20 protein-coding genes and 1 pseudogene are annotated in these 21,349 nt (G+C 72.2%); 16 read left to right on the top strand and 5 right to left on the bottom strand.

Annotated features, from left to right (window positions below):
• Positions 1–138: 138 nt before the first annotated feature.
• The gene (locus tag F0L17_RS08275) at positions 139–1,362 is read right to left on the bottom strand and encodes a GGDEF domain-containing protein (RefSeq protein ID WP_155070552.1); all 1,224 of its coding nucleotides are present in this window, start codon (positions 1,360–1,362) and stop codon (positions 139–141) included.
• A 221-nt stretch (positions 1,363–1,583) separates the two neighbouring features.
• Between F0L17_RS08275 and F0L17_RS08270 the strand changes: the two genes are divergently transcribed.
• The 7 genes from F0L17_RS08270 to F0L17_RS08240 all read left to right on the top strand — a co-directional run bounded on the left by F0L17_RS08270 (position 1,584) and on the right by F0L17_RS08240 (position 8,845).
• Positions 1,584–2,072, top strand: a complete 489-nt coding sequence (locus tag F0L17_RS08270; RefSeq protein WP_202917852.1) for a helix-turn-helix domain-containing protein — start codon at positions 1,584–1,586, stop codon at positions 2,070–2,072.
• Positions 2,073–2,076: 4 nt separating this feature from the next.
• Positions 2,077–2,628 carry a hypothetical protein gene (locus tag F0L17_RS08265; RefSeq protein WP_155070551.1) on the top strand — a complete coding sequence of 184 codons (552 nt, stop codon included), beginning with the start codon at positions 2,077–2,079 and terminating at the stop codon, positions 2,626–2,628.
• Positions 2,629–2,635: 7 nt separating this feature from the next.
• Positions 2,636–3,961 (top strand): MAB_1171c family putative transporter, encoded by a 1,326-nt coding sequence (locus tag F0L17_RS08260; RefSeq protein ID WP_155070550.1) that lies wholly within the window; start codon positions 2,636–2,638, stop codon positions 3,959–3,961.
• A 46-nt stretch (positions 3,962–4,007) separates the two neighbouring features.
• Positions 4,008–5,417: an NAD(P)/FAD-dependent oxidoreductase gene (locus tag F0L17_RS08255; protein WP_338018008.1), complete on the top strand. Its 1,410-nt coding sequence runs from the start codon at positions 4,008–4,010 to the stop codon at positions 5,415–5,417.
• Positions 5,418–5,537: 120 nt separating this feature from the next.
• Complete coding sequence (locus F0L17_RS08250; RefSeq protein WP_338018007.1) at positions 5,538–6,764, top strand: acyl-CoA dehydrogenase family protein; 1,227 nt, start codon at positions 5,538–5,540, stop codon at positions 6,762–6,764.
• A 3-nt stretch (positions 6,765–6,767) separates the two neighbouring features.
• Complete coding sequence (locus F0L17_RS08245) at positions 6,768–7,619, top strand: phosphate/phosphite/phosphonate ABC transporter substrate-binding protein (RefSeq protein ID WP_155070548.1); 852 nt, start codon at positions 6,768–6,770, stop codon at positions 7,617–7,619.
• Positions 7,616–8,845 (top strand): ferritin-like domain-containing protein, encoded by a 1,230-nt coding sequence (locus F0L17_RS08240; RefSeq protein WP_338018006.1) that lies wholly within the window; start codon positions 7,616–7,618, stop codon positions 8,843–8,845. The genes F0L17_RS08245 and F0L17_RS08240 overlap by 4 nt, the downstream gene beginning before the upstream one ends.
• Positions 8,846–8,960: 115 nt before the next feature.
• Here F0L17_RS08240 and F0L17_RS08235 read toward each other — a convergent pair whose 3' ends face one another.
• Together F0L17_RS08235 and F0L17_RS08230 are read right to left on the bottom strand one after the other, a co-directional pair.
• Positions 8,961–10,277 (bottom strand): SPFH domain-containing protein, encoded by a 1,317-nt coding sequence (locus F0L17_RS08235; RefSeq protein WP_162465960.1) that lies wholly within the window; start codon positions 10,275–10,277, stop codon positions 8,961–8,963.
• The gene (locus F0L17_RS08230) at positions 10,274–11,965 is read right to left on the bottom strand and encodes an SPFH domain-containing protein (RefSeq protein ID WP_155070547.1); all 1,692 of its coding nucleotides are present in this window, start codon (positions 11,963–11,965) and stop codon (positions 10,274–10,276) included. The genes F0L17_RS08235 and F0L17_RS08230 overlap by 4 nt, the downstream gene beginning before the upstream one ends.
• A 117-nt stretch (positions 11,966–12,082) precedes the next feature.
• Between F0L17_RS08230 and F0L17_RS08225 the strand changes: the two genes are divergently transcribed.
• Positions 12,083–13,090 (top strand): NucA/NucB deoxyribonuclease domain-containing protein, encoded by a 1,008-nt coding sequence (locus tag F0L17_RS08225; protein ID WP_162465958.1) that lies wholly within the window; start codon positions 12,083–12,085, stop codon positions 13,088–13,090.
• A gap of 66 nt (positions 13,091–13,156) precedes the next feature.
• Here the strand turns inward: F0L17_RS08225 and F0L17_RS08220 are convergent, their stop codons facing one another.
• Entirely contained in the window at positions 13,157–13,663 is a 507-nt protein-coding gene (locus tag F0L17_RS08220; protein ID WP_155070545.1) for a hypothetical protein, read from the bottom strand.
• A gap of 623 nt (positions 13,664–14,286) precedes the next feature.
• Between F0L17_RS08220 and F0L17_RS08215 the strand changes: the two genes are divergently transcribed.
• Positions 14,287–14,451 carry a hypothetical protein gene (locus F0L17_RS08215; RefSeq protein WP_155070544.1) on the top strand — a complete coding sequence of 55 codons (165 nt, stop codon included), beginning with the start codon at positions 14,287–14,289 and terminating at the stop codon, positions 14,449–14,451.
• Positions 14,452–14,513: 62 nt separating this feature from the next.
• Positions 14,514–14,891, top strand: coding sequence for a hypothetical protein (locus tag F0L17_RS08210; RefSeq protein ID WP_155070543.1), 378 nt, complete (start codon positions 14,514–14,516; stop codon positions 14,889–14,891).
• Between the two features lie 608 nt (positions 14,892–15,499).
• Here the strand turns inward: F0L17_RS08210 and F0L17_RS08205 are convergent.
• Positions 15,500–16,249 carry an SDR family NAD(P)-dependent oxidoreductase gene (locus tag F0L17_RS08205; RefSeq protein WP_155070542.1) on the bottom strand — a complete coding sequence of 250 codons (750 nt, stop codon included), beginning with the start codon at positions 16,247–16,249 and terminating at the stop codon, positions 15,500–15,502.
• A gap of 128 nt (positions 16,250–16,377) precedes the next feature.
• On the opposite strand from F0L17_RS08205, the gene F0L17_RS08200 reads away from it, so the two are divergent.
• From F0L17_RS08200 to griH, 6 genes and pseudogenes are all read left to right on the top strand, one after another.
• Positions 16,378–16,812 (top strand): Rrf2 family transcriptional regulator, encoded by a 435-nt coding sequence (locus F0L17_RS08200; RefSeq protein WP_101254336.1) that lies wholly within the window; start codon positions 16,378–16,380, stop codon positions 16,810–16,812.
• Positions 16,813–17,007: 195 nt separating this feature from the next.
• Positions 17,008–17,166, top strand: coding sequence for a hypothetical protein (locus tag F0L17_RS08195; RefSeq protein WP_338018005.1), 159 nt, complete (start codon positions 17,008–17,010; stop codon positions 17,164–17,166).
• 378 nt (positions 17,167–17,544) lie between these two features.
• Positions 17,545–17,892: pseudogene (locus tag F0L17_RS08190) on the top strand (hypothetical protein); the annotation flags it as partial.
• A 128-nt stretch (positions 17,893–18,020) separates the two neighbouring features.
• Positions 18,021–19,307, top strand: coding sequence for an aspartate kinase (locus tag F0L17_RS08185; protein WP_155070541.1), 1,287 nt, complete (start codon positions 18,021–18,023; stop codon positions 19,305–19,307).
• Between the two features lie 34 nt (positions 19,308–19,341).
• Positions 19,342–20,157, top strand: a complete 816-nt coding sequence (locus tag F0L17_RS08180) for a 2-amino-3,7-dideoxy-D-threo-hept-6-ulosonate synthase (protein WP_155070540.1) — start codon at positions 19,342–19,344, stop codon at positions 20,155–20,157.
• A 70-nt stretch (positions 20,158–20,227) separates the two neighbouring features.
• Positions 20,228–21,334: a 3-amino-4-hydroxybenzoic acid synthase gene (gene griH / locus F0L17_RS08175; RefSeq protein WP_162465957.1), complete on the top strand. Its 1,107-nt coding sequence runs from the start codon at positions 20,228–20,230 to the stop codon at positions 21,332–21,334.
• Positions 21,335–21,349: the final 15 nt, after the last annotated feature.

Raw genomic sequence — 21,349 nt, 5'->3', positions numbered from 1 at the left:
GGCGACGGGGGAGACGGCGTGCGAAGGAGCGGCGCGAACGGGGGGACGGCGAAGGGAGACGCCCCCTACAGTGCGGGTGTGGCCGTTGAGGGGGAGGGACGGGCGGTCGCCCGCAGCCGGCCCCCCGGCTCCCCGCGGCTAGGAGGCGCAGGAAGTCGGGGCGGAGTCCTCGGGTGTCCGGTGCGACCGGCTCCCGTGGCGCCCGGACGTACCGAGGGGGCCGCCGGGCGGCCCGTCACCCCCCTCGGCGCGGCCTCCCAGCACGGCCGCCATCGCCTCCCGCAGCGCCCGGACGCCGGTCAGGCGGCGACCGGGGGACGGCGGCACGAGCCAGTGCAGTCCCGGCGGCCGGACGCAGGCCGCGTCGGGCACGACGACGTAGGAGCCGCGTCCCAGAACGTGGGCGCCCGGCAGCCCCCGGTGGTCGGCGGCCCGGGGCGGGATCAGGAAGTACACCCGCGACCGGTCCTCCGGCCACGTCCTCGCCCCCGCCCCGGTGCGCGCGTCGAGGTCGTCCCCTCCGCCCCTGGGGTCGGCTATGACCGGCCCGGGGGGCCGTCCGCCCTGCCGCAGCAGGGCCTCCAGCACCCGGCGCCCGGTCGGCCCCGGCATCCGGACGGCGTCCCACCAGGTGCCGGCGGGCACCGCGCGGTGCATCCCGCCGTACGGCACCCAGCTCGGCCGGTCGGCGCCCGGTGCCCCGGGGCGGGCGCGGCGCGGGGGGCGGGGAACGACCGGGAGCCCCCCGTCGGTCACCGCGGGGCCGGGGGTGCCGGCCAGGTGGACCCGGTCGCCCCCGGCGCGCTTGGCCTGGCGCAGCGCCACGTCGGAGTCCAGCAGCAGGTCCGACAGCCCACCGGGGGCCGGGTCGCCCGGGTGCCGGACGCAGAGGCCGAGCGAGACGGACTGTCCGGTGAGGGTCACGGTCGTGTCGCGATCGACCGGGGCCGTCACGGTCATCTCCCGCACGTCCCGCAGCAGCAGCCGGGCCGTCTCCGTCGCCGCCGCGACGCCCGCCCCGGGCAGCAGCACCAGGAACTCGTCGCCCGCGTGGCCCCCGTAACGCCCGCACAGCGCGCCCTCGACACGCCGCAGCACCTCGGCGACGCCGCGCAGTACGGCGTCGCCGGCGAGGTGACCGTAGGCGTCGTTGACGCTCTTGAAGCGGTCGAGATCGCCCAGCAGCAGCGCGAGGGGCTCGCGCCGCCGGTGGGCGAGGTCGAGGGCCTGGGAGGCCCTGATCTCCCAGGCCCTCCTCACCAGCAACCCGGTGAGGTCATCGGTCGGGGGTCGGTGGCCGCCCTCCGGGCAGCACGAGGGGGACGAGAGGTGCTCCTCGGCTGTCCTTCGCGCAGTACTCATCGATCCCCTTCTCCTCCGGTCGGTCCGGTGTGCGGATGGTGGCGGTGAACCTGCGGTTGACTTACTCGTTGCCCTACTCAACCAGTAGTTGAGTGCATGCGATGAGTGAGTTTAGGCTTGCGAACAGGCCCACTGTCAACTCCCGGGCATGTGCCGCGCGTTATGATGCGGTGACGCATTCCGGCCGTTCAGGCGTGGCGGACGAGGTGGAGGTGGATACGGTGTCCGATCCCGGTGGGCGTCGGACGCTGGCCGAGAATCTCGACCGGCTCTTCGACACCATCCGTCCGGAGGGTCCCAAGGGCCGCCGGTACACCAACGAGGAGGTCGCCACCGCCATCAAGCGGGCGGAGCCGGGCATCCGGGTGGGCGGCGCCTACCTGTCGGCCCTGCGCAAGGGCACCAAGCGCAACCCCTCGACCGAGTTGCTGGGCGCCCTGGCCCGCTTCTTCGGCGTCCCGGCCTCCTACTTCCTGGACGAGCGGACCGCCGCCCAGACCGACGCGGAGCTCGAACTGGCCAAGGTCGCCCACAACCTGGGCGTCAGGAAGCTCGCGCTGCGCGCGCTGGAGCTGTCCCCCGAAGGACTCGCCGCCGTGACGAGGATCGTCGAGCACGTCCTGGAGAGCGAGCCCAGGTCCCGTACCCGGCCGCAGGGCGGCCCGTCGCCGGGGGACTTACCGCCGGACGACCGACCGGTGGAGCGCTGATGCGATGGACCTGAAGGCGATGCGCCGTAGTTGCGCGGCACTGGTGCGGGACCTGGAACTCCCGGTCCCCGCCGAGCCGGACCGGGTCATCGCCGCGCTGTGCGGCAGGATGCGGCAGCGTCTGGGGAAGGACGTCCACCACCGTCTCGTGCCCTTCCCGCCCGACACCGTCAGCGGACTGTGGGTGGCCACCGACTCCGCCCACTACATCCTGTGCGAGGAGCGCACCAGCCCCTGGCACCAGCTGCTCATCACCTGCCACGAGTTCTGGCACATGGAGGCGGAGCACGCCGCCACCGACGCGGACGAGGACGCCCCCGGACTCGTCCTGCCCTCCCTCGACGCCGGAACCGTCGCCCGCATCGTCGCCCGACGCAGCCACTGCGACGCCATGGCCGAGCAGGAGGCCGACTTCTTCGCGTCCATGCTGCTGGCCAAGGTCAGTCGCTGGCTGCCCGAACGCACCTGGGAGGTGCCCGACTCCGCCGCCGCGGTCGTCCACCGGCTGGAGGACTCCTTCGGCAACGGACCCGACCCCCGAGGAAAGACGCGGTGAGACACCCGTGAGCGACCAGAGCGCGATCCAGGCCCTCTGCTCCGCGGTCGGCTGGGTGGCGTTCGCGGTCAAGCTGCGCGATCTGCGGCGCGCCCCGCGCAACCCCATGCGTCGGGCGATCTGCTCCACCCTCTTCCTCGCCTCCGCCTGCGTCCTCTTCGGCGCCCCCGCCGTCATCGACCGCGTCAACGACCTCACCGGCGTACCCAACTTCTCGGCTCCCCTGGTGTACTGCCTGCTCGTCGCCCTCGGCGCCTCGTGCCACGTGTTGCTGGCCTACTGGCGGCAGCCCGCCGAGGAGGCCAAGGCGGTCGCGCGCCGCTGGACGCTGGGCTACGCGGCGGTCGTCGTGGCGTTGATCGCGCTGTTCACGGTCGGCGAGGCGCCGGACGAGCGGCTGGCGGACTTCGACACCCACTACGCCACCACCCCCTACATCGCCCAGTTCGTCGTGCTGTATCTGCTGGCGCTGTTCGTCGCCATGGCGGCGCTGGTGCACACCTGTTGGGGCTGGGCGAAGGTGGCCGGGCGCCCCTGGCTGCGGCGCGGGCTGCGGCTGATCGCCCTGGGGTCACTGGGCGCGCTCGGCTTCTCCGTCGCCAAGCTGGTGGCCGTGGTGGCCCGGTGGGTCGGCGTCGACTGGAGCGAGCTGGACTCCGCGCTCGCCCCGGCGCTGGCCATGGTGGGCCTGGTGGTCAGTGCCGTCGGCTACGCGCTGCCCGTCCTGGGCGACCACCTCTCGCAGCTGGGCGACCTGGCCGGGCGCCGGCGCGCCTACCGTGCCCTGTACCCGTTGTGGGACGCGCTGCGGCGGGCCACTCCGGCCATCGTCCCGTCGACCCCCGTGCCCTGGTGGGACTTCGAGCTGCGGTTGACGCGGCGGCTGGCCGAGATCAACGACGGCCGCCTCGCCCTGCGCTCCCACACCGACCCCGAGGTCGCCAAGGCCGCCGAGCGGCTGGCGCGGGAGGCCGGGCTGGAGGGCGTCGAACTCCACGCGGTCGTCGACGCCGCCCGGCTGAGGGCCGCCATCGCCGCCAAGGCCGCCGACATCAGGTTCCCCCAGGAGACGGCCGACGCTCCGTACGGGGGCCCGCGCGGCGGCACCGACGGCATCGGCGAGCTGGCCTGGCTCGTCGGCGTCTCCCGGGCCTTCGCCTCCTCGCCGCTGGTGGCCGCGGCGGTCGCCCGCGCCGACGTTCCCCGTGCCGCCGAGGCCGACGGGGCTCCCGGGGCCTCTCACGAACGTCGCGACGGCGATGCCGCCGTCGGCGGGGAGGGCCTCGACCGGGCGGCCCGGCCGCCCGACTCCCCGCGCCCCGCGAGAGACTGATGGGTCGACGCGGGTCCCCGCCCGGGGACGCAGTGAAGGAGGATCGGTGCGCCCGACGCAACACGCCGTGGTGCTCGGTGGCGGTCTGGCCGGAACCCTGGCCGCCGCGGCCCTCGCCCGGCACCTGGACACGGTCACGATCGTCGAACGCGACGTCATGCCCGAGGGGCCCGGACCCCGCAGGGGCGTGCCGCAGGCCCGCCACTCCCACCTCCTGTGGTCGGGGGGCGCCCGGGCCGTGGAGGAGCTGCTGCCCGGGACGACCGAGGCGCTGCTGGCGGCCGGGGCGCGGCGCGTCGAACTGCCCGACGGGCTGGTGTTGCTGACCGCGCACGGGTGGCTGCCGCGGTGGTCCGGGAGCCAGTTCATGGTCGCGTGCAGCCGCGACCTGCTGGACTTCACGGTGCGTCGGCGCGTCCTGCGGGTGCCCGGGGTGGAACTCCGCGAAGGGGTGCGGGCCGTCGGACCGGTGGGCACCGCGGAGCGGATCACGGGAGTGCGGGTCCGGGACGAGCGGACCGGAGAAACCTTTGTGCTGGAAGCCGACCTCGTCGTCGACGCCAGTGGCCGCGCCTCCCGGGCCGACCGCTGGCTGACCGGGCTGGGCCTGCCGCCGGTCCGCGAGGAGACCGTCGACTCCGGACTCGCCTACGCCACCCGGATCTTCCGAGCCCCGGCGACCGCCGGCGAGGACTTCCCCGTCATCACCATCCAGGCCGACCCCCGGGACGGCGAGCCGGGGCGGGGAGCGGTGTTGCTGCCCATCGAGGGCGACCGCTGGCTGGTGACGATCTCCGGCACCCGCGGTGGCGAACCGCCCACCGAGGAGGGGGAGTTCGTCGAGTTCGCGCGGAACCTGCGCAGTCCCGTCGTCGCCGAGCTGATCGACGGCGCCGAACCGCTGACCCCGATCCACGGCTCCCACAGCACCGCCAACCGCCGTCGCTACTTCGAGCGGCTCCGGGTCTGGCCCGACGGGTTCGTCGTCCTCGGCGACGCGGTGGCCGCGTACAACCCCGTCTACGGGCAGGGCATGTCGGTGCTGGCGCAGGGGGCGGTGGCCATCGGACGGATCGTCGGACGCCACGGCCTGCGCCCGGGGACGGCGCGGCGCGCCCAGCGGGCCGTCGCCCGGCCGGTGAACGGCGCCTGGATGACGGCCGTCGGTCAGGACGTCCAGTTCCCCGACGTGGTCGGCCCTCGTCCCTCGGCCGTGGACCGGCTGCTGGTGCGCTACGTGGACCGGCTGGTGCGGACCGCCGCCTCCAGGCCCACGGCGGCCGAGGCGTTCCTGGAGGCGTTCAGCCTCTCCGGGCCGATGACCCGCATGGTGGGCCCGAAGGCCCTGCTGGCCACCCTGCTCGGCCCGACCGGACCGGCCCCCGCCGCCCCGACCCTGACCGCCGACGAGTACGCCCGGGCGCGCGGCACGGGGAGCGCCGGAAGCACCGTCTGACACCGCGGGGAACACCCGCCGCCCCGCGCCACCGGGCCGTCGTCGAGGGATGGTTGCCGGAAATGACCGATCCTCCTACGCTTTGTCCCGGTTGATCTTCCATGAGAGGCGGTCCGGGCCGTGAGCACCCAGTCATCCGAGCACGAGGGCGTCCTGATGGCGGGTCACCCGCCCCGCGGTTCCCAAACCCCCGACGTCGCGGCGACGGTGCGCTCGGTCGTCGAACGCACCGTCTCCCGCGAGGCACCCGAGGTCGACCGGCAGGGCCGGTTCCCCCGCGCGAGCGTCGAGGCGCTCGCCGAGGCCGGGCTGCTCGGCCTGCTCGCCGCCCCCGAGGTGGGCGGCGCCGGCCAGGGACTGCGCGCCGCCGCCCACGTGGTGGAGCGGCTCGCCGCGAGCTGCGGCTCGACCGCCATGGTCACGCTGATGCACTACGCGGCCACCACCCTGATCGAGGCACACGGCCCCACCGAGGTGCGCCGGGCCATCGCGGCCGGTACCCACCTGACCACCCTGGCGCTCTCCGAGGCGGGTTCCCGCAGCCACTTCTGGGCGCCGCTGGGCACCGCGCGACCCGACGACCGGGACGGCACGGGCGGGGTCCTGCTGGACGCCGACAAGAGCTGGGTCACCTCCGCCGGCGAGGCCGACAGCTACGTCTGGTCCAGCCGGCCGCTCGACGCCGACGGGCCGATGACGCTGTGGCTGGTGCCCGCCGACACCGACGGGCTGAGCGTCGCCGGCGGATTCGACGGACTCGGACTGCGCGGCAACTCCTCCAGCCCCGTGACCGCCCGCCAGGCACGCCTGCCGCGCGCGGCGATGCTGGGGGACGACGGCGCCGGCATGGACATCGCCCTGGCGACGGCCCTGCCGGCCTTCCTCGTGCTCAACGCGGCCGCCTCACTGGGCACCATGGAAGCCGTCCTGACCGCCGCCCGGGAACACCTGACCGGCACCCGCCTGGCCCACCTGGGACGCACCCTGGCCGACGACCCCTCCCGCCGCGGCCGGTACGCCGAACTGCGCGTCCGCGCCGACGGCGTGCGCGCCTTCGTCACCGACACCCTCACCGCCCTGGAGACCGACCGCGAGGACGCCACGCTGCGGGTCCTCCAGGTCAAGGCGGTCGCCGCCGAGGCCGCCGCCGAGGTGACCGACGGTGTGATGAAGCTCTGCGGCGGCTCCGCCTTCCGCCGCGACCTGGGCGTCGAACGCCACTTCCGCGACTCGCTCGCGGCCCGGGTCATGGCCCCGACGACCGAGGCGCTCCACGACTTCACCGGCCGGGCGAGCCTCGGACTCCCGCTCTTCGACGCCCCGGACGGATCCGACGGAAGGGCCTGACCGATGACACTGCTGATGGGCGCCGTCGCCTACGACCCCAAGGTCGTCACCATCTGGGAGGGCTTCCGCGCCTGGCTGCGCTCCCAGGGCCTGCCCTTCGACTTCCTGCTGTACTCGCACTACGAGCGCCAGGTCGAGGACCTGCTGGCGGGCCGGCTGCACGCCGCCTGGAACTCCCCGCTGGCCTGGGTCCGCGCCCGGCGGCTGGCACGGACCCGTGGCCGGGAGGTCCGCCCCCTGGTGATGCGCGACACCGACCGGGACCTGACCTCCGTCGTCCTCGCCCGTCACGACGCGCCCGTCACCACGCTCGCCGACCTCAAGGAACGCACGGTGGCCGTCGGCGCCGTCGACTCCCCGCAGGCCACCCTGCTGCCGCTCGCCCTGCTGCGCCGGGCGGGCCTGCGGCCCGGGGAGGACTTCACGGTCCGCCGGTTCGACATCGGCACCGGGCTCCACGGCGACCACGTCGGAGGGGAACGGGAGGCGGTGCGCGCCCTGCTGGCGGGCGAGGCGGACGCCGCCTGCCTGGTGGACGCCAACCACCTGCTGTTCGGCCGGGAGGGGACGCTGCCGCCGGGCGGGACACGGGTGCTGGCGCAGACGGAGCCGTACGACCACTGCGTCATGACGGTCGTCGACACCGCGCCCGCCGACCTCGTCGAGGAGTTCGCCGGGCTGCTGCTGTCCATGTCCTACGCGGACCCCGAGGTGCGCCCGCTGCTGGACCTGGAGGGGCTCACCGCCTGGCGGCCCGGACGCACCGCCGGGTACGCGCAACTGGAGGAGGCCGTCGACGGGGCGGGCTTCTACGACGCGGCCGGGCGGGTCACCGCCGAGGAGTACGCGCCGTGACCGCGTCCGACACCGGGCCCACGCCCCCGGTGCTCCGCCTGGGCGCCCTCGGCTTCGAGCGGGGCGCCCACCTCCTGCTCCGGCGCGCGCTGCGCGACCTGCGTCCCGGCGAGGAGCTGGCGGTGGCCGGGGACGACCCCGCGCTGCCGGTCCACCTCCGCGCCTGGTGCCGCGCACAGGGCCACCGGATGCGCGCCCCGGAACCCGACGAGCACCGGGCCGACGGAGTCCGCGCCCGGGTGGAACGCGGCCGCGGTGACCTCGACCGCTGGGCGGGCGCCGAACGGGCCGGCGGCCCCGGCTCGGGCGGCCTCGCCGCGCGCCCCTCGCCGGCCTGGGGCCTGGCGGCGCGCGGCGCCCTGGTCGAGGGCGGCGGACCGGCCGGTCCCTTCGACCTGATCGACCGCGACCACGTCTGGGCGGACGTGGCGCCCCACCTCTACGCCCGCGCGGCGGCCGAGCAGTGGGACCCGGGCCGGGCGGTCGACTGGGACGCTCCCTTCGGCCTCCCCGACGAGGTGGAGCGGGCCGTCGTCCAGGTGATGACGTACCTGGTGGAGAACGAGCAGGCCGCCCTCGTCGTCCCCGCCCGGCTGCTGGCCCGCATCCATCCGCACTTCCGGGAGGTCCTCCAACTGCTGGCCGTCCAGGCCGCCGACGAGGCCCGGCACATGGAGGTCTTCACCCGCCGCGCCCTGCTGCGGGGCGGCGAGATGGGCACCTCGTCGGCCGGGGGGCGGGAGTCGCTGAACACCCTGCTGACCGAACCGGACTTCTCCCTGGCCTCCTTCCTCCTCTCCGTGCTGGGCGAGGGCAGCTTCCTGAGCCTGCTGGCCTTCCTGGAGCGCCACGCCCCGGACCCGGTCACCCGCCGGATCACCGCCCTGGCCCGTCGGGACGAGGCCCGGCACGTCGCCTTCGGAGTGGCCCACCTCCACCACCGGGGCACGGTCGACCCCGCCCTGCGCGGCAGGCTCCGCGCCGCCGTCGAGCGCCGCCACGACGCCCTCACCGACACCGCCGGCCTCAACCAGGACGTCTTCGACTCCCTCGTCGTCCTGGCCGCCGGCGAGTGGACGCCGGAGGCGATCGCCCGCGGCCACGACGCGGTCATGGGACTCCAGGCCGAGATGGACGAGGGGCGGCAGCGCCGCCTGGTCCACCTCGGCTTCCCCGCCGACGAGGCCGCCGAGCTCTCCGCCCTCCACACCCGCAACTTCATGTGACCCCGGCGGAGGCCGGGACCGCCGCCGGCGCCGCCCGCCGCGGGGGCGAGGGCCTCCCGCGGCCCGGGAGGACGCCCGTCCACCCGGTCGGGGGAACCGGGCGGACGGGCGGGGCTCAGCGCTCGCCGTCCGCCGCGTCGGCGGACCGCGGTGCCGGGTCCACGGGCGGGAGAGCGGTGAGGCGCGGCAGCAGCTGGGCCGTCAGGAGCGTGGACAGCGCCGAGGTGTCGCCGCCCCCGGCGCCGTCGGTGCGCACCACGACCGGCCGGGGCGCGCTGCCGGCCAGGGTCGCGCCGACCTCCAGGCGACGGCGGGCGAGTTCGTACTGGAGGACCGCCCGGTTGTCGCGGTACGCCTGGGCCAGCCGGCGCTGGGCGCGGGCCTCGTTCTCGGCGGCGATCAGACCGCTGCGCCCGCGGGTCTCGATCTCGAACCGCACCCGCTGCGCGTTGGTCTCCTGCTCCTCCAGGAGCTGGGCCACCTCCTCACGCGCCCTGTTCAGGGCGGCCTTCACCTCGACGATGCGCGCGTCGCGCACCTTCTTCGCCCGCTCGATGTCCATCTGGAGGCTGTCGATGCGGCGCTTGCGGGTCAGGCCCCACTCCTGGTCGTACGCGGCGCGCTCCTTGGCGACCCGCTCCCGGGTGGCCAGGTGCTGCTGGTACTGGGCCGGGAGCTGCACGTCCGGGATGTTGCAGCCGGTGATGCGCACCCCGTAGCGGGACAGCTGGCGGTTGAGCAGCTCCTGCATGTCGGCCACGTCCGAGCCTCGCAGGTCGTAGGCCCGTTCGGTCCGCATCTTGCGCGCCCGCTGCCGGATGGCGTCCTGCACCGCGCTGGAGAGCACCAGGTCGAAGTTGCCCGCGCCGATGGTCCGCACGAACAGCACCGCGTCGGTGATGCGGAACTTCAGGAAGAACTCGATCGACCGCAGCGGCACGTTCTCCTGGGTGGGGCAGGCCATCACCGGGGCCGAGTAGGGGATCTCGGTGGCGGTGTCCACGACGAACTCCACCCGCGACCACGGGTGCCACAGGTAGTGGCGGCCGGGGTCCAGGGTGCGGGTGACCGCGCCGTAGCGGGTCAGGACCCCGTTGGTGCCCTGCTCGATCTCCACGATCGAGGAGCGCCACCACCACAGCGCCCCGACCAGCAGGGCGAGGACGCCCAGGACGTAGGAGAGCGCGGCCAGGGAGCCACGGGCGGCGCCGGCCGGCCCGTCGGAGTCGCCCGCGCTCAGCAGGACGCCGGTCAGCAGCGCGAACGCCCCCAGCCACAGCGGCAGCAGCCACCACAGCCGGCGGCGGTGGCGGGGGATGATGACCGGGACCAGGGTCCCCGCCTCGCCGCCGCGCAGCAGTTGGGCGATCTCGTTCCAGGGGGCCACCGCCTCGGAGATGACCGACCTGCGTGCGGTGGACACGGCGCTCACTGCGCGGCCTCCTCGGTGTCGTCGGGCGCTCCGGGCGCTCCGGGTGTTCCGGTGTCGTCGGGTGCTCCGGGCTCCGCGGCCGCCACGCTTCCGGAACCCGCGGTGTTCCCGGCCGGCACGGTCGGCCGGTCCTCCTCCAGCAGGGCGCGGATCTCCTCCTGGCGCTGGTCGATGCGGTCGGAGACCGCCTGCAGCCGGGCGCGGACGGCGGCCATGTCGGCCTCCGTGAACAGCTCCGCGCCGTGCTCGCCGATCATCTCCCGGGCCAGCCGGAGGAAGTCGACCCCGGCCGTGCCGTCGGACTCCTCCGCGCCGCCGACCCGCACCAGCTGCGGCAGGTGGTCCGCCACCTGCTCCAGGGTGTCGAGCATCTGCTGCCGGTAGCGGTACTCCAGGATCTCCGGGGCCTCGGCGGCGGTCACCGCGCGGATGTCCAGGGCCTGTGCCTCCAGCAGCGCGGCGTTGGCCTTCGCCTCCGACTCGGCCTGCACGTAGCGCTGCCGGGCCAGCGCCTGGGCCCGGTTGGTCTCCCGCTCGACGGCGGTGTCCATCTGGGCCTGGTACTGGGCGATCTCCGCCTGGATCGCGGAGAACGTCTCCTGGAGGGTGGCCAGCTCCTTGGTGAGGTCGCCCTCGTCCTGCTCCTTACGGAGCTGGAGCGCGTACTCGTGGGTGTAGGCCTCCTTGGCGACCCGCACCATCTCCGGGGCGGCCAGGTCCATGCGGTAGTTGCGGTCGGCGGGCTCGGCGTGCGTGATGTTGGCGTTGGTCAGCTCCACCGCCGGCTGGAACTGCTGGTTGAGCTGTTCCAGGAGCCGGCCGGTGTCCTCGCCGACCATGTCGTAGATGCCGGCGGCCTCCTGCTCGTAGATCAGGCTGCGGATGGTCTCGCTGACCGCGTTGCTCAGCTTCTCCTCGAAGCCGCGGACCGCGCCGAGGGTGTAGACGAACTCCACCGGGTCGTTGATCCGGAACTGGATGAACAGGTCGATCGAGGCCTTCACCCCGCTGCGGGTGGGGGCCTCGCGCACCGGCGCGTTGAACGGGTACTCGCGGGTGGTGTTGAGGATGTACGACACCCGCTTCCACGGGTTCAGCAGGATCACCCGACCGGGGCCGACCACCTGCTCCAGCTTCCCGAAGCGGGTGATCAACGCCTGGCAGCCGTCCGGCACCATCACCATGCCCTGCCGCCACCAGACGAAGGCCACGGCCAGCACCGCCAGCACCCAGTAGTGGAGGCCGAAGAAGGGGTTGGTCAGCGCGCCGCCGCCGATGGCGGACACCACCGAGGAGCCCACCACGCCCACCACGAGCAGCGTGAGCACCGGGAGCATGCTCAGCAGGGAGCGCCCGCGCGGGAGCACCATCGGGCAGATGACGTGCACCGACTCGCCGCCCTCGCGCCGCTGCTCGCTGCGGTTGAGCGCCTCCCCGGCCTCCACCAGCGGAACGGCCCGCTGCGTCATGACGGTGGCGATGGAGCCGCCCTGCTCCCGTGCCGCGGGGAAGTCGGCGGGGTCCATGCCGTCCTGTTGGGAAGGGGCGCCCTGCCGGGAGGTGTCGTCCCCGCCGCCCCCGCCCTCGCCGGGGGGTTCCGGGCCCCTCCCGACGCGCCGGCGCAACTCCTCCTCGGCCATGGCCCGAGGATTCGCCCCTCCGGCGACCGTCTGTGCGATTCTGCGCATCTCCTGGGATCGTGCCACGTCTGCCCTTCGCCGTCGTCGGTCGCGGTCGTGTCGTACGGGTGCTCCGTTTCATCTCACAGCATGCGGCACGGTGGGGGCGAGGCCAGTAGGCCGATCGTGACCCGCGCGGAACCTTCGGCTTCCCCGGCCCGTACGGAACGTACCGACAGGCGACCCGGCCCCGACCCCGGGCCTCCCGCGACAAGGCCGGGCCGTGTCGACGAGTGCGGCCTGCTGGTTTTCGTCTCCGAGGGGGACTTCAACAAAGCCGGCGCCAAGCTGGAAGCGAGACCGGAGTGCGAGGGGGAATGGAACACCGGAGTTCCCGGCAACCCCACGGAAGAGGACGCCCGCCGGCCCGGAATCCGGACGGGCCGCAGTGACTCGCCCAACCAGTGGAAGTACGACGGCGACACGAAGTTCGACCTGTGGTCGCTGGCGCCGAAGCTGCCCGATGTCGCCAATGGTGACCAGATCGCCACGGGCCTGTTCACGCCGGTCCTCGAGTTCACGATCCCCGGCTATTCCCAGGTCATACCGGCCGAGGGCGAGCAGGGGGAGGTCCGCTTCGACAGCGCCGCCTACAACAAGCGCGCTCAGCTGGGGTCGGTTTTTCCCGACGCCACACCCGCCCTGCGCTACGACCGCAGCGACACGAGCGATCCCTCTGCTCCCGTGGAGCCGTACCTCGGGGTGGCCGCGGTCGCGGACCACATCGGCGACGCTCTCGAAGACCCGGGCAGCACCTACCCGACGAAGAGCGACAAGAACCTGTCCGGTGGGAATTCCTTGAACCCGATGCACCGCCTCGCAAAATCGGCCGGAGCGGACGAGTTGAGCCGCTACAACGCCAACAGCAGGGCTAAAGATTCCGCCTGCGGCAGTCCTGCCATGCCGGGCAAGCCCGGACCGGATGAGAAACTCGACTGCGACGAGTTCCCCATGGCCTCTACCTATGAGGGTGCGGCGCGCGCGACCCACGAAGGGGACCAGTACGCGAATGGATTCTCCGTTCGCTACATCGACTGGGTTGAAAACCGAGAAGCTGGGCGCCGCCTCGACAGCTGGTACGACAACGACCGGATCCTGAACCACGACCCCTTCGTGATCGTCATCGGCGACTGACCGGGACGGATTTTCGGAAGTGGTCAAGCTGCGGGGTTGGCTCATCATGCCGGCCCCGCGGTCCTTTCACCCGGAATTGGTGCAGGCGGCTATGCGCCAGATCTGCACGAGGCAGTATTGCTCTTTGCCGGCCAATTCCTTTTCTTGTCCTGGCGGGACTTGCAACGTGCGCGCCCCTCCGATCGGCGAAATGAAAGGACCCCTCTCGCCATTGAACATCCACTGCCACCGCATCTTGTACAGGCCGGGTGAGGGGATAATCAGAGGGATCTCTTGCACCCCGCCGTCAATGGTGTAAATCCCAAGGTCTCCTCCAGGGATTTCCACTTCCACTTCTTCCCGACCGAACCAGCGAGCGTCTTTTTCGGGAGGAAGGGTGGACCAGCTCTCCAAGCGGACGACCGCCTCAATGACCTGGGATGGCACCTGCAGGTAAACCAGACCGGGGGCGGAGAGCAGCCAATGTGCATCATCCGGATCCAGTCCATACGCATCGACAGCCGTATCAACCAGCCCGAACAGACGGTAACTTGGGATGACTACGGTTTCGAATACGTCCAGCAGCCTACTCAAGGGTCACCTCGCGCGTCATCGGTTGAGCTTCGATTTCCGTTTGTTCCCGGGGGACCTCCGGGGCCTTTCACACCAGCTGATCCGAAACTGCCATCGGCCAGGTCACGGTAGATGCGGCCCCTCTTCCGAGCCCGAGTCCCTCTGATCCACCACAAGGCGTGCCGTGGGCGGATCCAGTGACAGACACGTCCGATCCGGCCAGTACGCCTCGTCGACCAGACCGAACATGCCATCCCCGATGTACACGCTCTGCTGCATGGCAGTCGACACCTGTGCCGCGTCCCCTCTCGCCAACATGGCGGCTCGGCTTCCGGTCCCGGACACGGCTCATGCGGCTGTAACGGCGGCGCCCCGCGCGGAGGGTGAGATCGGTGCCGTCACGCGATCGCTTTACGATATTACGCTCCGTGAGGAACTCTTTCGCTCGGATTCAGGGCGCGAGGACGGTCAGCCGCAGCAGCGCGGCCGGCGACTTTCGGTCTCCGTCCGTCCCACGCCGGGGCGGGGAAGGGCGCGGCGTCGCTCGTCTCGGTGCCCTCTTCACCCGGTCGGAGCCGGTCTCGTGTCCCGCAGTAGCGTAAGCACCCGGTAGCGGACCGTGGACCGAACGGTGAAGGAGAGCGGTGCGCGACGTGCGCGAGAAGCAGCCCAGAGCGCTGGCGTACCTGTGGATGGACGCCAATCCCGATCACCCCGAGGCGAAGATGGACTACAGCGTGCGGGATGAGATCAGTGCCGCGGCTTACGACGGGAACAACCGCGCCAAGGGCTTGGCGGGGCAGCAGTGATGCGTCGGCCACCGCGTCACCGGCTCACCGGCTGTCTCCTCGCGGCATCGGTGCTCGCCACCGTGACAGCCTGCTCGGAGTCTCAGGACTACCCGGTCCCGCAGGAGGTCTGCGGGACCGCCGTCGAGGGTTCTCCGACTGTTCCGCTGCTGCCGCCGGGGGAGTCGATCGACGAGGAGTACCGTGTTCGGGAGGCGGGCAGCGAGACCTGCTGGATAACGGTGGACCGGCGACGGGTCATGATCCTGTGCAAGGACCGTCATCCCGACGAGGTCGATCCGCTGAAGCTCGCACACGGTGTCGTGCATCAGCTGGCCAACCCCGAAGCGGTGGATCCCGGGGACCGTGCGGCACTCGGCGACCTCTACCAGGACCTCAGCGAACACGCCCGCAAGACCTACGCCCTGCCCCACCAACCGTTCACGGGGTCAGGGGCGTGAGCCCGCCGCGTGGGCGGTGAGGGCCGACCAGGCGGCAGGGGCACGGACAACGGCCGCCGCTGCGTGTCCTCGGAATCCCGGACGAGGACCGTCGCAGGCCGTACCGTCACCTCGACGCTGTAGCCGCTCTTGAACCAGTGCGGTTCAGTGAGCCTCCACCAACTTGAAGGCGCAGGTCGAAGGGCTGGTGTGACCCGTACTCGGGGGACTCGCTCTGGTCGTGGGCGGCAGTCCGCGGAGAAGATCGTTCGTCAGGAACCGCTCTCCTTGGAGCTCGTGACGCGATCACGATCCGGTCTTCTCGAGGCGTGTGGAGCGGACGAGGCCGCAAGTCAACGAGAGGAAGGCATCGTGGAGTTCGATACGTTGTTCCCAGCGGACCGCGAGGCGTTTGAACCGGTGGAGCAGGGCGAAGGTCTGCTCGGCGGCTAGCGGAGCTTGCCTGGGCCCTTGGTGTTCGGGGAGTCCTTGCGGGAGATCAGCGCCTGGATGCAGCGGCGTCGCAGCTCACGCGCACACCCTTCGAGTCGTACGCCTTGTCGCGGTTCGTCGGCCGTGCGCGCCCCGAAGGCACGATGTTCTTCGGGGCGCGCGGCAGGGGTTCGGGTTCAGGCGTTGTAGCCGCCGTGGGCGTCCAGCACCGCGCCCGTGACGTACGACGCGGCGGGGCTCGCCAGGAAGGCGATCGCCGCGGCGATTTCGTCGGGGTGCCCCATGCGTTGCAGAGACAGCGAGCTGACCAGGGCATTGAGGGTCTCGGGGTCCGGCGGTTGCATGCCGCCCTCCATCAGTCCGGCCTCCACGACGTTGGCCGTGATGTTCCGGGGCCCGAGGTCGCGTGCGACGCCCATGGTGTACCTCTCGATCCCGGACTTGGTCGCCGCGTAGTCGGCAAGGCCGGGGGCGCCGACCCGGGAGCCCAGTCCGGAACTCACCGTGATGATGCGGCCGCCCTCGCGCAGCACTCGGGAGGCGGCCCGGATGACGGCGATCACGCCGAGGTAGTTGGTGGCGTGCATCCGGTCCAGTGCGGCGGTGTCGGCGTCCGGGTCGTCCACCGTGCCGGCCACGGAGATCGCCGCGTTGTTGACGAGGATGTCCAGGCCGCCGAAGTGCGCGACCACGTCGTCGATCAGCGCCGGCGCCCGGCTCGTGTCTGCCTGGTCGGACTGGAAGGCGACGGCCTTGGCTCCCTTGCCGTGCACCTCGTCGACGACGGCCTGCGCCTGCTTCTCGGAGCTGACGTAGGTGAAGGCGACGTCGGCACCCTGCTCGGCCAGCAGCCGTACGGTCGCGGCTCCCAGTCCGCGCGACCCCCCGGTGACCAAGGCGACCTTGCCCATGAGTGGCTTGCTCATTCTTCTCACCTCGTTGATCGACCCTTCCCGACAGTCGCAACTCTAATTGTTACGACAGGGTGTTGCAACCTTCACTGTTACGACTGCACTGTCGTAACATAAAGCGTTGCGGCCGAGAGGAGGGCTTCATGAGTGCCAACAGCAGGTTGACCATTGCCGCCCACGCGCTGGCCTGGATCGGTCTCTATCAGCGCCAGGGTCATGAGGTCGCCACCTCCGAGCAGATCGCGACCAGCGCGAACACCAACCCCGTGGTGATCAGGCGGCTGCTCGGCGAGCTGCGCAGGGCCGGGCTCGTGGAGTCCCGGCGGGGCGTGGGCGCGGGCTGGTCGCTGGCGCGCGAGCTGGAGTCGATAACCCTGCTCGACGTGTACGAGGCAGTGGAACCCGGCCCGCTGTTCGCGATGCACCGCACCACCCCGGACCAGGGATGCGTGGTGGGTTACGGCATCCAGCCGGCGATGCAGAGCATCTACGAGGGCATCGAGGAGACCCTGAGGCACGAGCTGGCCCGCGTCACGCTCGAGAACGTACTCCGGGACGTACTCGCGGCACCTCGCTAGCCTCCCCGTTACGCCTTGACATCACCAAGATCCCCATCGATGCCCAAGCCAGTGAATAGCCTGGCAAGACGAGCTCGCCTTTGTCGCGCCGGTGCCCGGGCAGGTGGGCGGACGTGCGGTGATGCTGATCCCGCACCGCACCTCAGGCGTGGAGGAGACCACCCTTCCGCCGGACTGCCAGCGCATTCTCGCGCCGTGCGGCAGGCCGCCGGTCCGGTCAAGGCCCGGCAGATCGGCGACGCGCTGGGAATCGACGTCAGCGTGCGGGCCGCGCTGCGCGGGAAGCTGGTCAGACTCGTCGGTCGCGGCCGGCTCCGCAAACCACCCGACGGCCGGTTCATCACGCGCCCGTGACCTGAGCCTGCAGCAGCGCGGCGCGGGCGTAACCGGAGTGCCCCCAGCGGCCGTTGGAATTGTGTGACGAAAACCAAAAAGCACGGCGAGGATGCCTGCCCGCTTGTCCACCAGTGCCGTCTGCCGCCGTCCTCGCGCACCGTCAACCACCTCGCCGAGCTGCTGCGACGTCATCTGAAAGTGATCCGGTCCAGGTGGCGGATCCTGCCGCCCGGGAAGATCGCGGTGATCGTCCCGGCCGTGCTGCGCCACGATCAGCGCCTGGCGGACCTCGGCTTCCGCGGCCTGGACGGCGACGTACGCGATCCCGTGATCGTCCCCGGCTTCCACGCCGGCCGCACCCACAAGCTCACCCCCGGCCAGAAGACCGCCAACGGCGTCATCGTCTCCACCGGCACACTGGAACCCGGCATCGACGTCGGCGACCCGGACCGGGTGATCCGGATCGACGCGCCGTCCTCCGTCGCCTCCTTCCTGCTGGGCGCGGCCGGACTGCTGCTGTGGTCGTGAGGCCGGGTGGAGTCGGTCGCCGCGCCGCCCCGGTTCACCGTCCCGGACGGGCGCGGGGAGATCGGCCGCACCGGCCCCGGTCCGCTCGCCGAACGCGCCGACGGGCCGCGCCGCCTGCTGCCGGCCGGGCGGAGCCGGCAGGTCACCCACATCGACCGGCGGCGCAGGCGCTGCTTCGTCGAGCCGGTGGACGGCGGCGGCAGGGCCAAGTGGGCCTGGACCGGGCACCGGGCCCGTGATGCGCGGCCGATGCGGCCGTGGTGCGGACGGATAACGGCGGCGATACCCGCCTCCCGGAAGCTCGTCCCAGTGGCGACGCACGAGTCCGACGAGCGGAGGCGACGATGGCGCTGGACGACGCGCGTACGAACGGCATTGTGGTGCAGAAGTACGGCGGCAGTTCGCTGGCCACCGCCGAGCAGGTCCGGTCGATCGCCCGGCGGGTCGCCGCCGTCGCCAGGTCCGGCCGCCGCGTGGCCCTGGTCGTGTCGGCCCGGGGCGGGACCACCGACGCACTGATCCGTCAGGCCGGGGAGTTCTCCCCCGCGCCCCGGGGGCGCGAACTGGACCAGTTGCTGGCCACCGGCGAGACCGCCTCCGCGTCCCTGATGGCCCTGGCCCTCCAGCACGCCGGAGTCCCCGCCACCGCGCTGGCCGGCGCGCAGACCGGCATCCTCGCCACGGGCCCGCACGGCTCGGGGATCATCGTGGCGATCGACACCGAACGCGCCGTGGAGCTGCTGGACGCCGGTCATGTCGTGGTGATCGCGGGGTTCCAGGGCGTCACCGCCGAGGGTGACGTCATCACGCTGGGCCGCGGCGGCTCCGACACGACGGCGGTCGCCGTCGCCGCCGAGCTCGGAGCCGCGGCCTGCGAGATCTACAGCGACGTGCCGGGCGTGCTCACCGCGGACCCGCGGGTCGTCCCCACCGCCCGGCTGCTGCCCTCCATCGACCTCGACGTCATGGCCGAGATGGCGTTCGCCGGCGCCCGGGTCATGCACTCCCGGGCGGTCGAACTCGCCGCCCTCCACGGGATCGGCATCCACGTGGGCCACTCGGCCACCTCGCGGATCGGTACCCACATCCACAAGAGAGACGGAGACGCCATGCTCGAGACCCAGACCGCCGTCACGGCGGTCGTGCACGACCGGGACGTCGCGCGGGTCACCCTTCGAACCGACCGTGTCCGGGAACACCCCGCGCTGGCGGTCTTCCAACTGCTCGCACGGGAGGCCATTCCGGCCGACATGACCACCGTCTCGGAGCAGTCCGGCGGGGGCCTGTCCATCGAGCTGACGGTCCACGACACGTACACCTCGGCGGTCCGGCGGTCGCTCTCGGAGCTCGCCTCCCCCTCCGGACGGGGCGGCGTGGACGTCGACGAGGGCGTGGCCAAGGTCTCGATCGTCGGCAAGGGACTGCTGAGCCGCCCCGAGTACGCGGCCCGGATGCTCTCCCGTCTCACCGAGTCCGGCATCCGCGCCGGCTCGCTGTCCACCTCCCAGACGAGGATCTCGGTCACCGTGCCCCGGGGCGAGGAGGAGCAGGCCGTGCGGCTGCTCCACACCGAGTTCGGGCTCGACGCCCCGGAGGGCGCGGATCCCGTCCCGATGGCCTCGCACCCGTGACCACCGACTCCCTTCCCACCCCACGGGGGCATTGATGATCACCAACACGTCCTTCGCCAGAAGGCTGAGGCTTCACCGGCTCCACCGTCACGATCCCGACCGCCTGTTCGTCGTCCCGCTCGACCACTCCGTCACCGACGGCCCCGTGACCGGCGGGAGGCACCTGGGGGAGCTGGTCGGGCAGCTCGCCTCGCACCACGTCGACGCCGTCGTCCTCCACAAGGGGTCGCTGCGCCTGGTCGACCCGGAGTGGTTCACCCGCACCTCGCTGATCGTGCACCTGAGCGCGAGCACCGTCCACGCGTCCGACCCCAACGCCAAGTACCTGGTGGCCGGCGTCGAGGAGGGGCTGCGGTTGGGCGCCGACGCGGTCAGCGTGCACGTCAACCTCGGCTCCGCCGAGGAGCAGCGGCAGATAGCGGACATGGCGGCCGTCGCCGAGGCGTGCGACCGCTGGAACGTCCCGCTGATGGCGATGATGTACCCCCGCGGCCCCCGGATCGGCAACCCCCGGGACCCCGCCCTCGTCGCCCACGCCGTCCAGCTCGCCGCCGACCTCGGAGCCGACCTGGTCAAGACGCCGTACGTCGGTTCCGTGGCCGAGATGAGGGCCATCACCGAAACGGCCCCGGTCCCCGTGCTCGTGGTCGGCGGACCGCGTGCCAGGGACGAGGCGGCGACCCTCGCGTACGTCGAGGAGGCGCTCAGCGCCGGCGCGGCCGGGGTCGCCATGGGGCGCAACGTCTTCCAGGCGCCCGACCCCGGAGCCATGGCGGACAAGCTCTCCGACCTCATCCACGGCAGGAAGGAGATGCCCGCCGTACCGGCCGCCAAAGGAGCCGTCGCCTGACCGCGGCGACGACACCGCGCACCGATTCCCGTACCGCACCGCATTCCGCAACGACACGAGGAGTACGTACGTGAAGCTCAGCTGGCTCGACATCCGTTCCCTCGGCGAGGCCCGCGACGCCATCGTCCAGGAGGCCCTGCACCACCGTGTGGAGGCGCTCGTCTCCGACGACCCGGCGGACCTGGCCGACCTGCCCCCGACCGTGACGAAGGTGCTCTTCCCCCAGGGCAAGCCGCTGCCGGAGGAGTTCGGGGACGCCACGGTCGTCATCGTCGACCCCGAGAAGCACGGCGTCACCCCCGCGGAACTGGCGATCCGCCACCCGGAGATCGAGTTCGGCCGGTTCGTCGAGATCGTCGACGCGCCGACCCTGGAGGAGGCCTGCGACTCGGCGCGCACCGAGAAGTGGAGCCTGCTGCTCTTCCGCGACCCGACCAAGATCCCCCTGGAGATCGTGATCGCCGCCGCGGCACGGGCCAAGGGCTCGCTCGTCACCGTCGCGCAGGACGTCGAGGAGGCCGAGATCATCTTCGGTGTCCTGGAGCACGGGTCGGACGGCGTGATGATGGCCCCCAAGGCGGTCGGGGAAACCGCGGCCCTCAAGCGGGCCGCCGAGGCCGACGTGCCCAACCTCAACCTCGTCGAACTGCGCGTCGTGGAGACCTCCCACATCGGCATGGGCGAGCGTGCCTGCGTGGACACCTGCACCCACTTCCGCGAGGACGAGGGGATCCTGGTCGGGTCGCACTCCAAGGGCATGATCCTGTGCGTCAGCGAGACCCACCCGCTGCCGTACATGCCCACCCGCCCGTTCCGGGTCAACGCCGGCGCCATCCACTCGTACACGCTGGGCAAGGACGAGCGCACCAACTACCTGAGCGAGCTGAAGGCGGGCAGCAAGGTGACCGCCGTGGACGTCAAGGGCAACACCCGACTGGTGACGGTGGGCCGGGTGAAGATCGAGTCCCGGCCGCTGATCTCCATCGACGCCGAGTCCCCCGACGGGCGGCGCGTCAACCTGATCCTCCAGGACGACTGGCACGTGAGGGTGCTGGGCCCCGGCGGCACCGTGCTCAACAGCACCGAGCTCAAGCCGGGCGACACGGTCCTCGGCTACCTCCCGAGCGAGGACCGCCACGTCGGCTACCCGATCGACGAGTTCTGCCTGGAGAAGTAGGGACCACCGAGCCGA

It is taken from the genome of Streptomyces taklimakanensis (assembly GCF_009709575.1).
Lineage (GTDB): Bacteria > Actinomycetota > Actinomycetes > Streptomycetales > Streptomycetaceae > Streptomyces > Streptomyces taklimakanensis.
The sequence above is the reverse complement of the archived record's forward strand: the minus strand, read 5'-3'. Positions and strand labels throughout refer to the sequence as shown.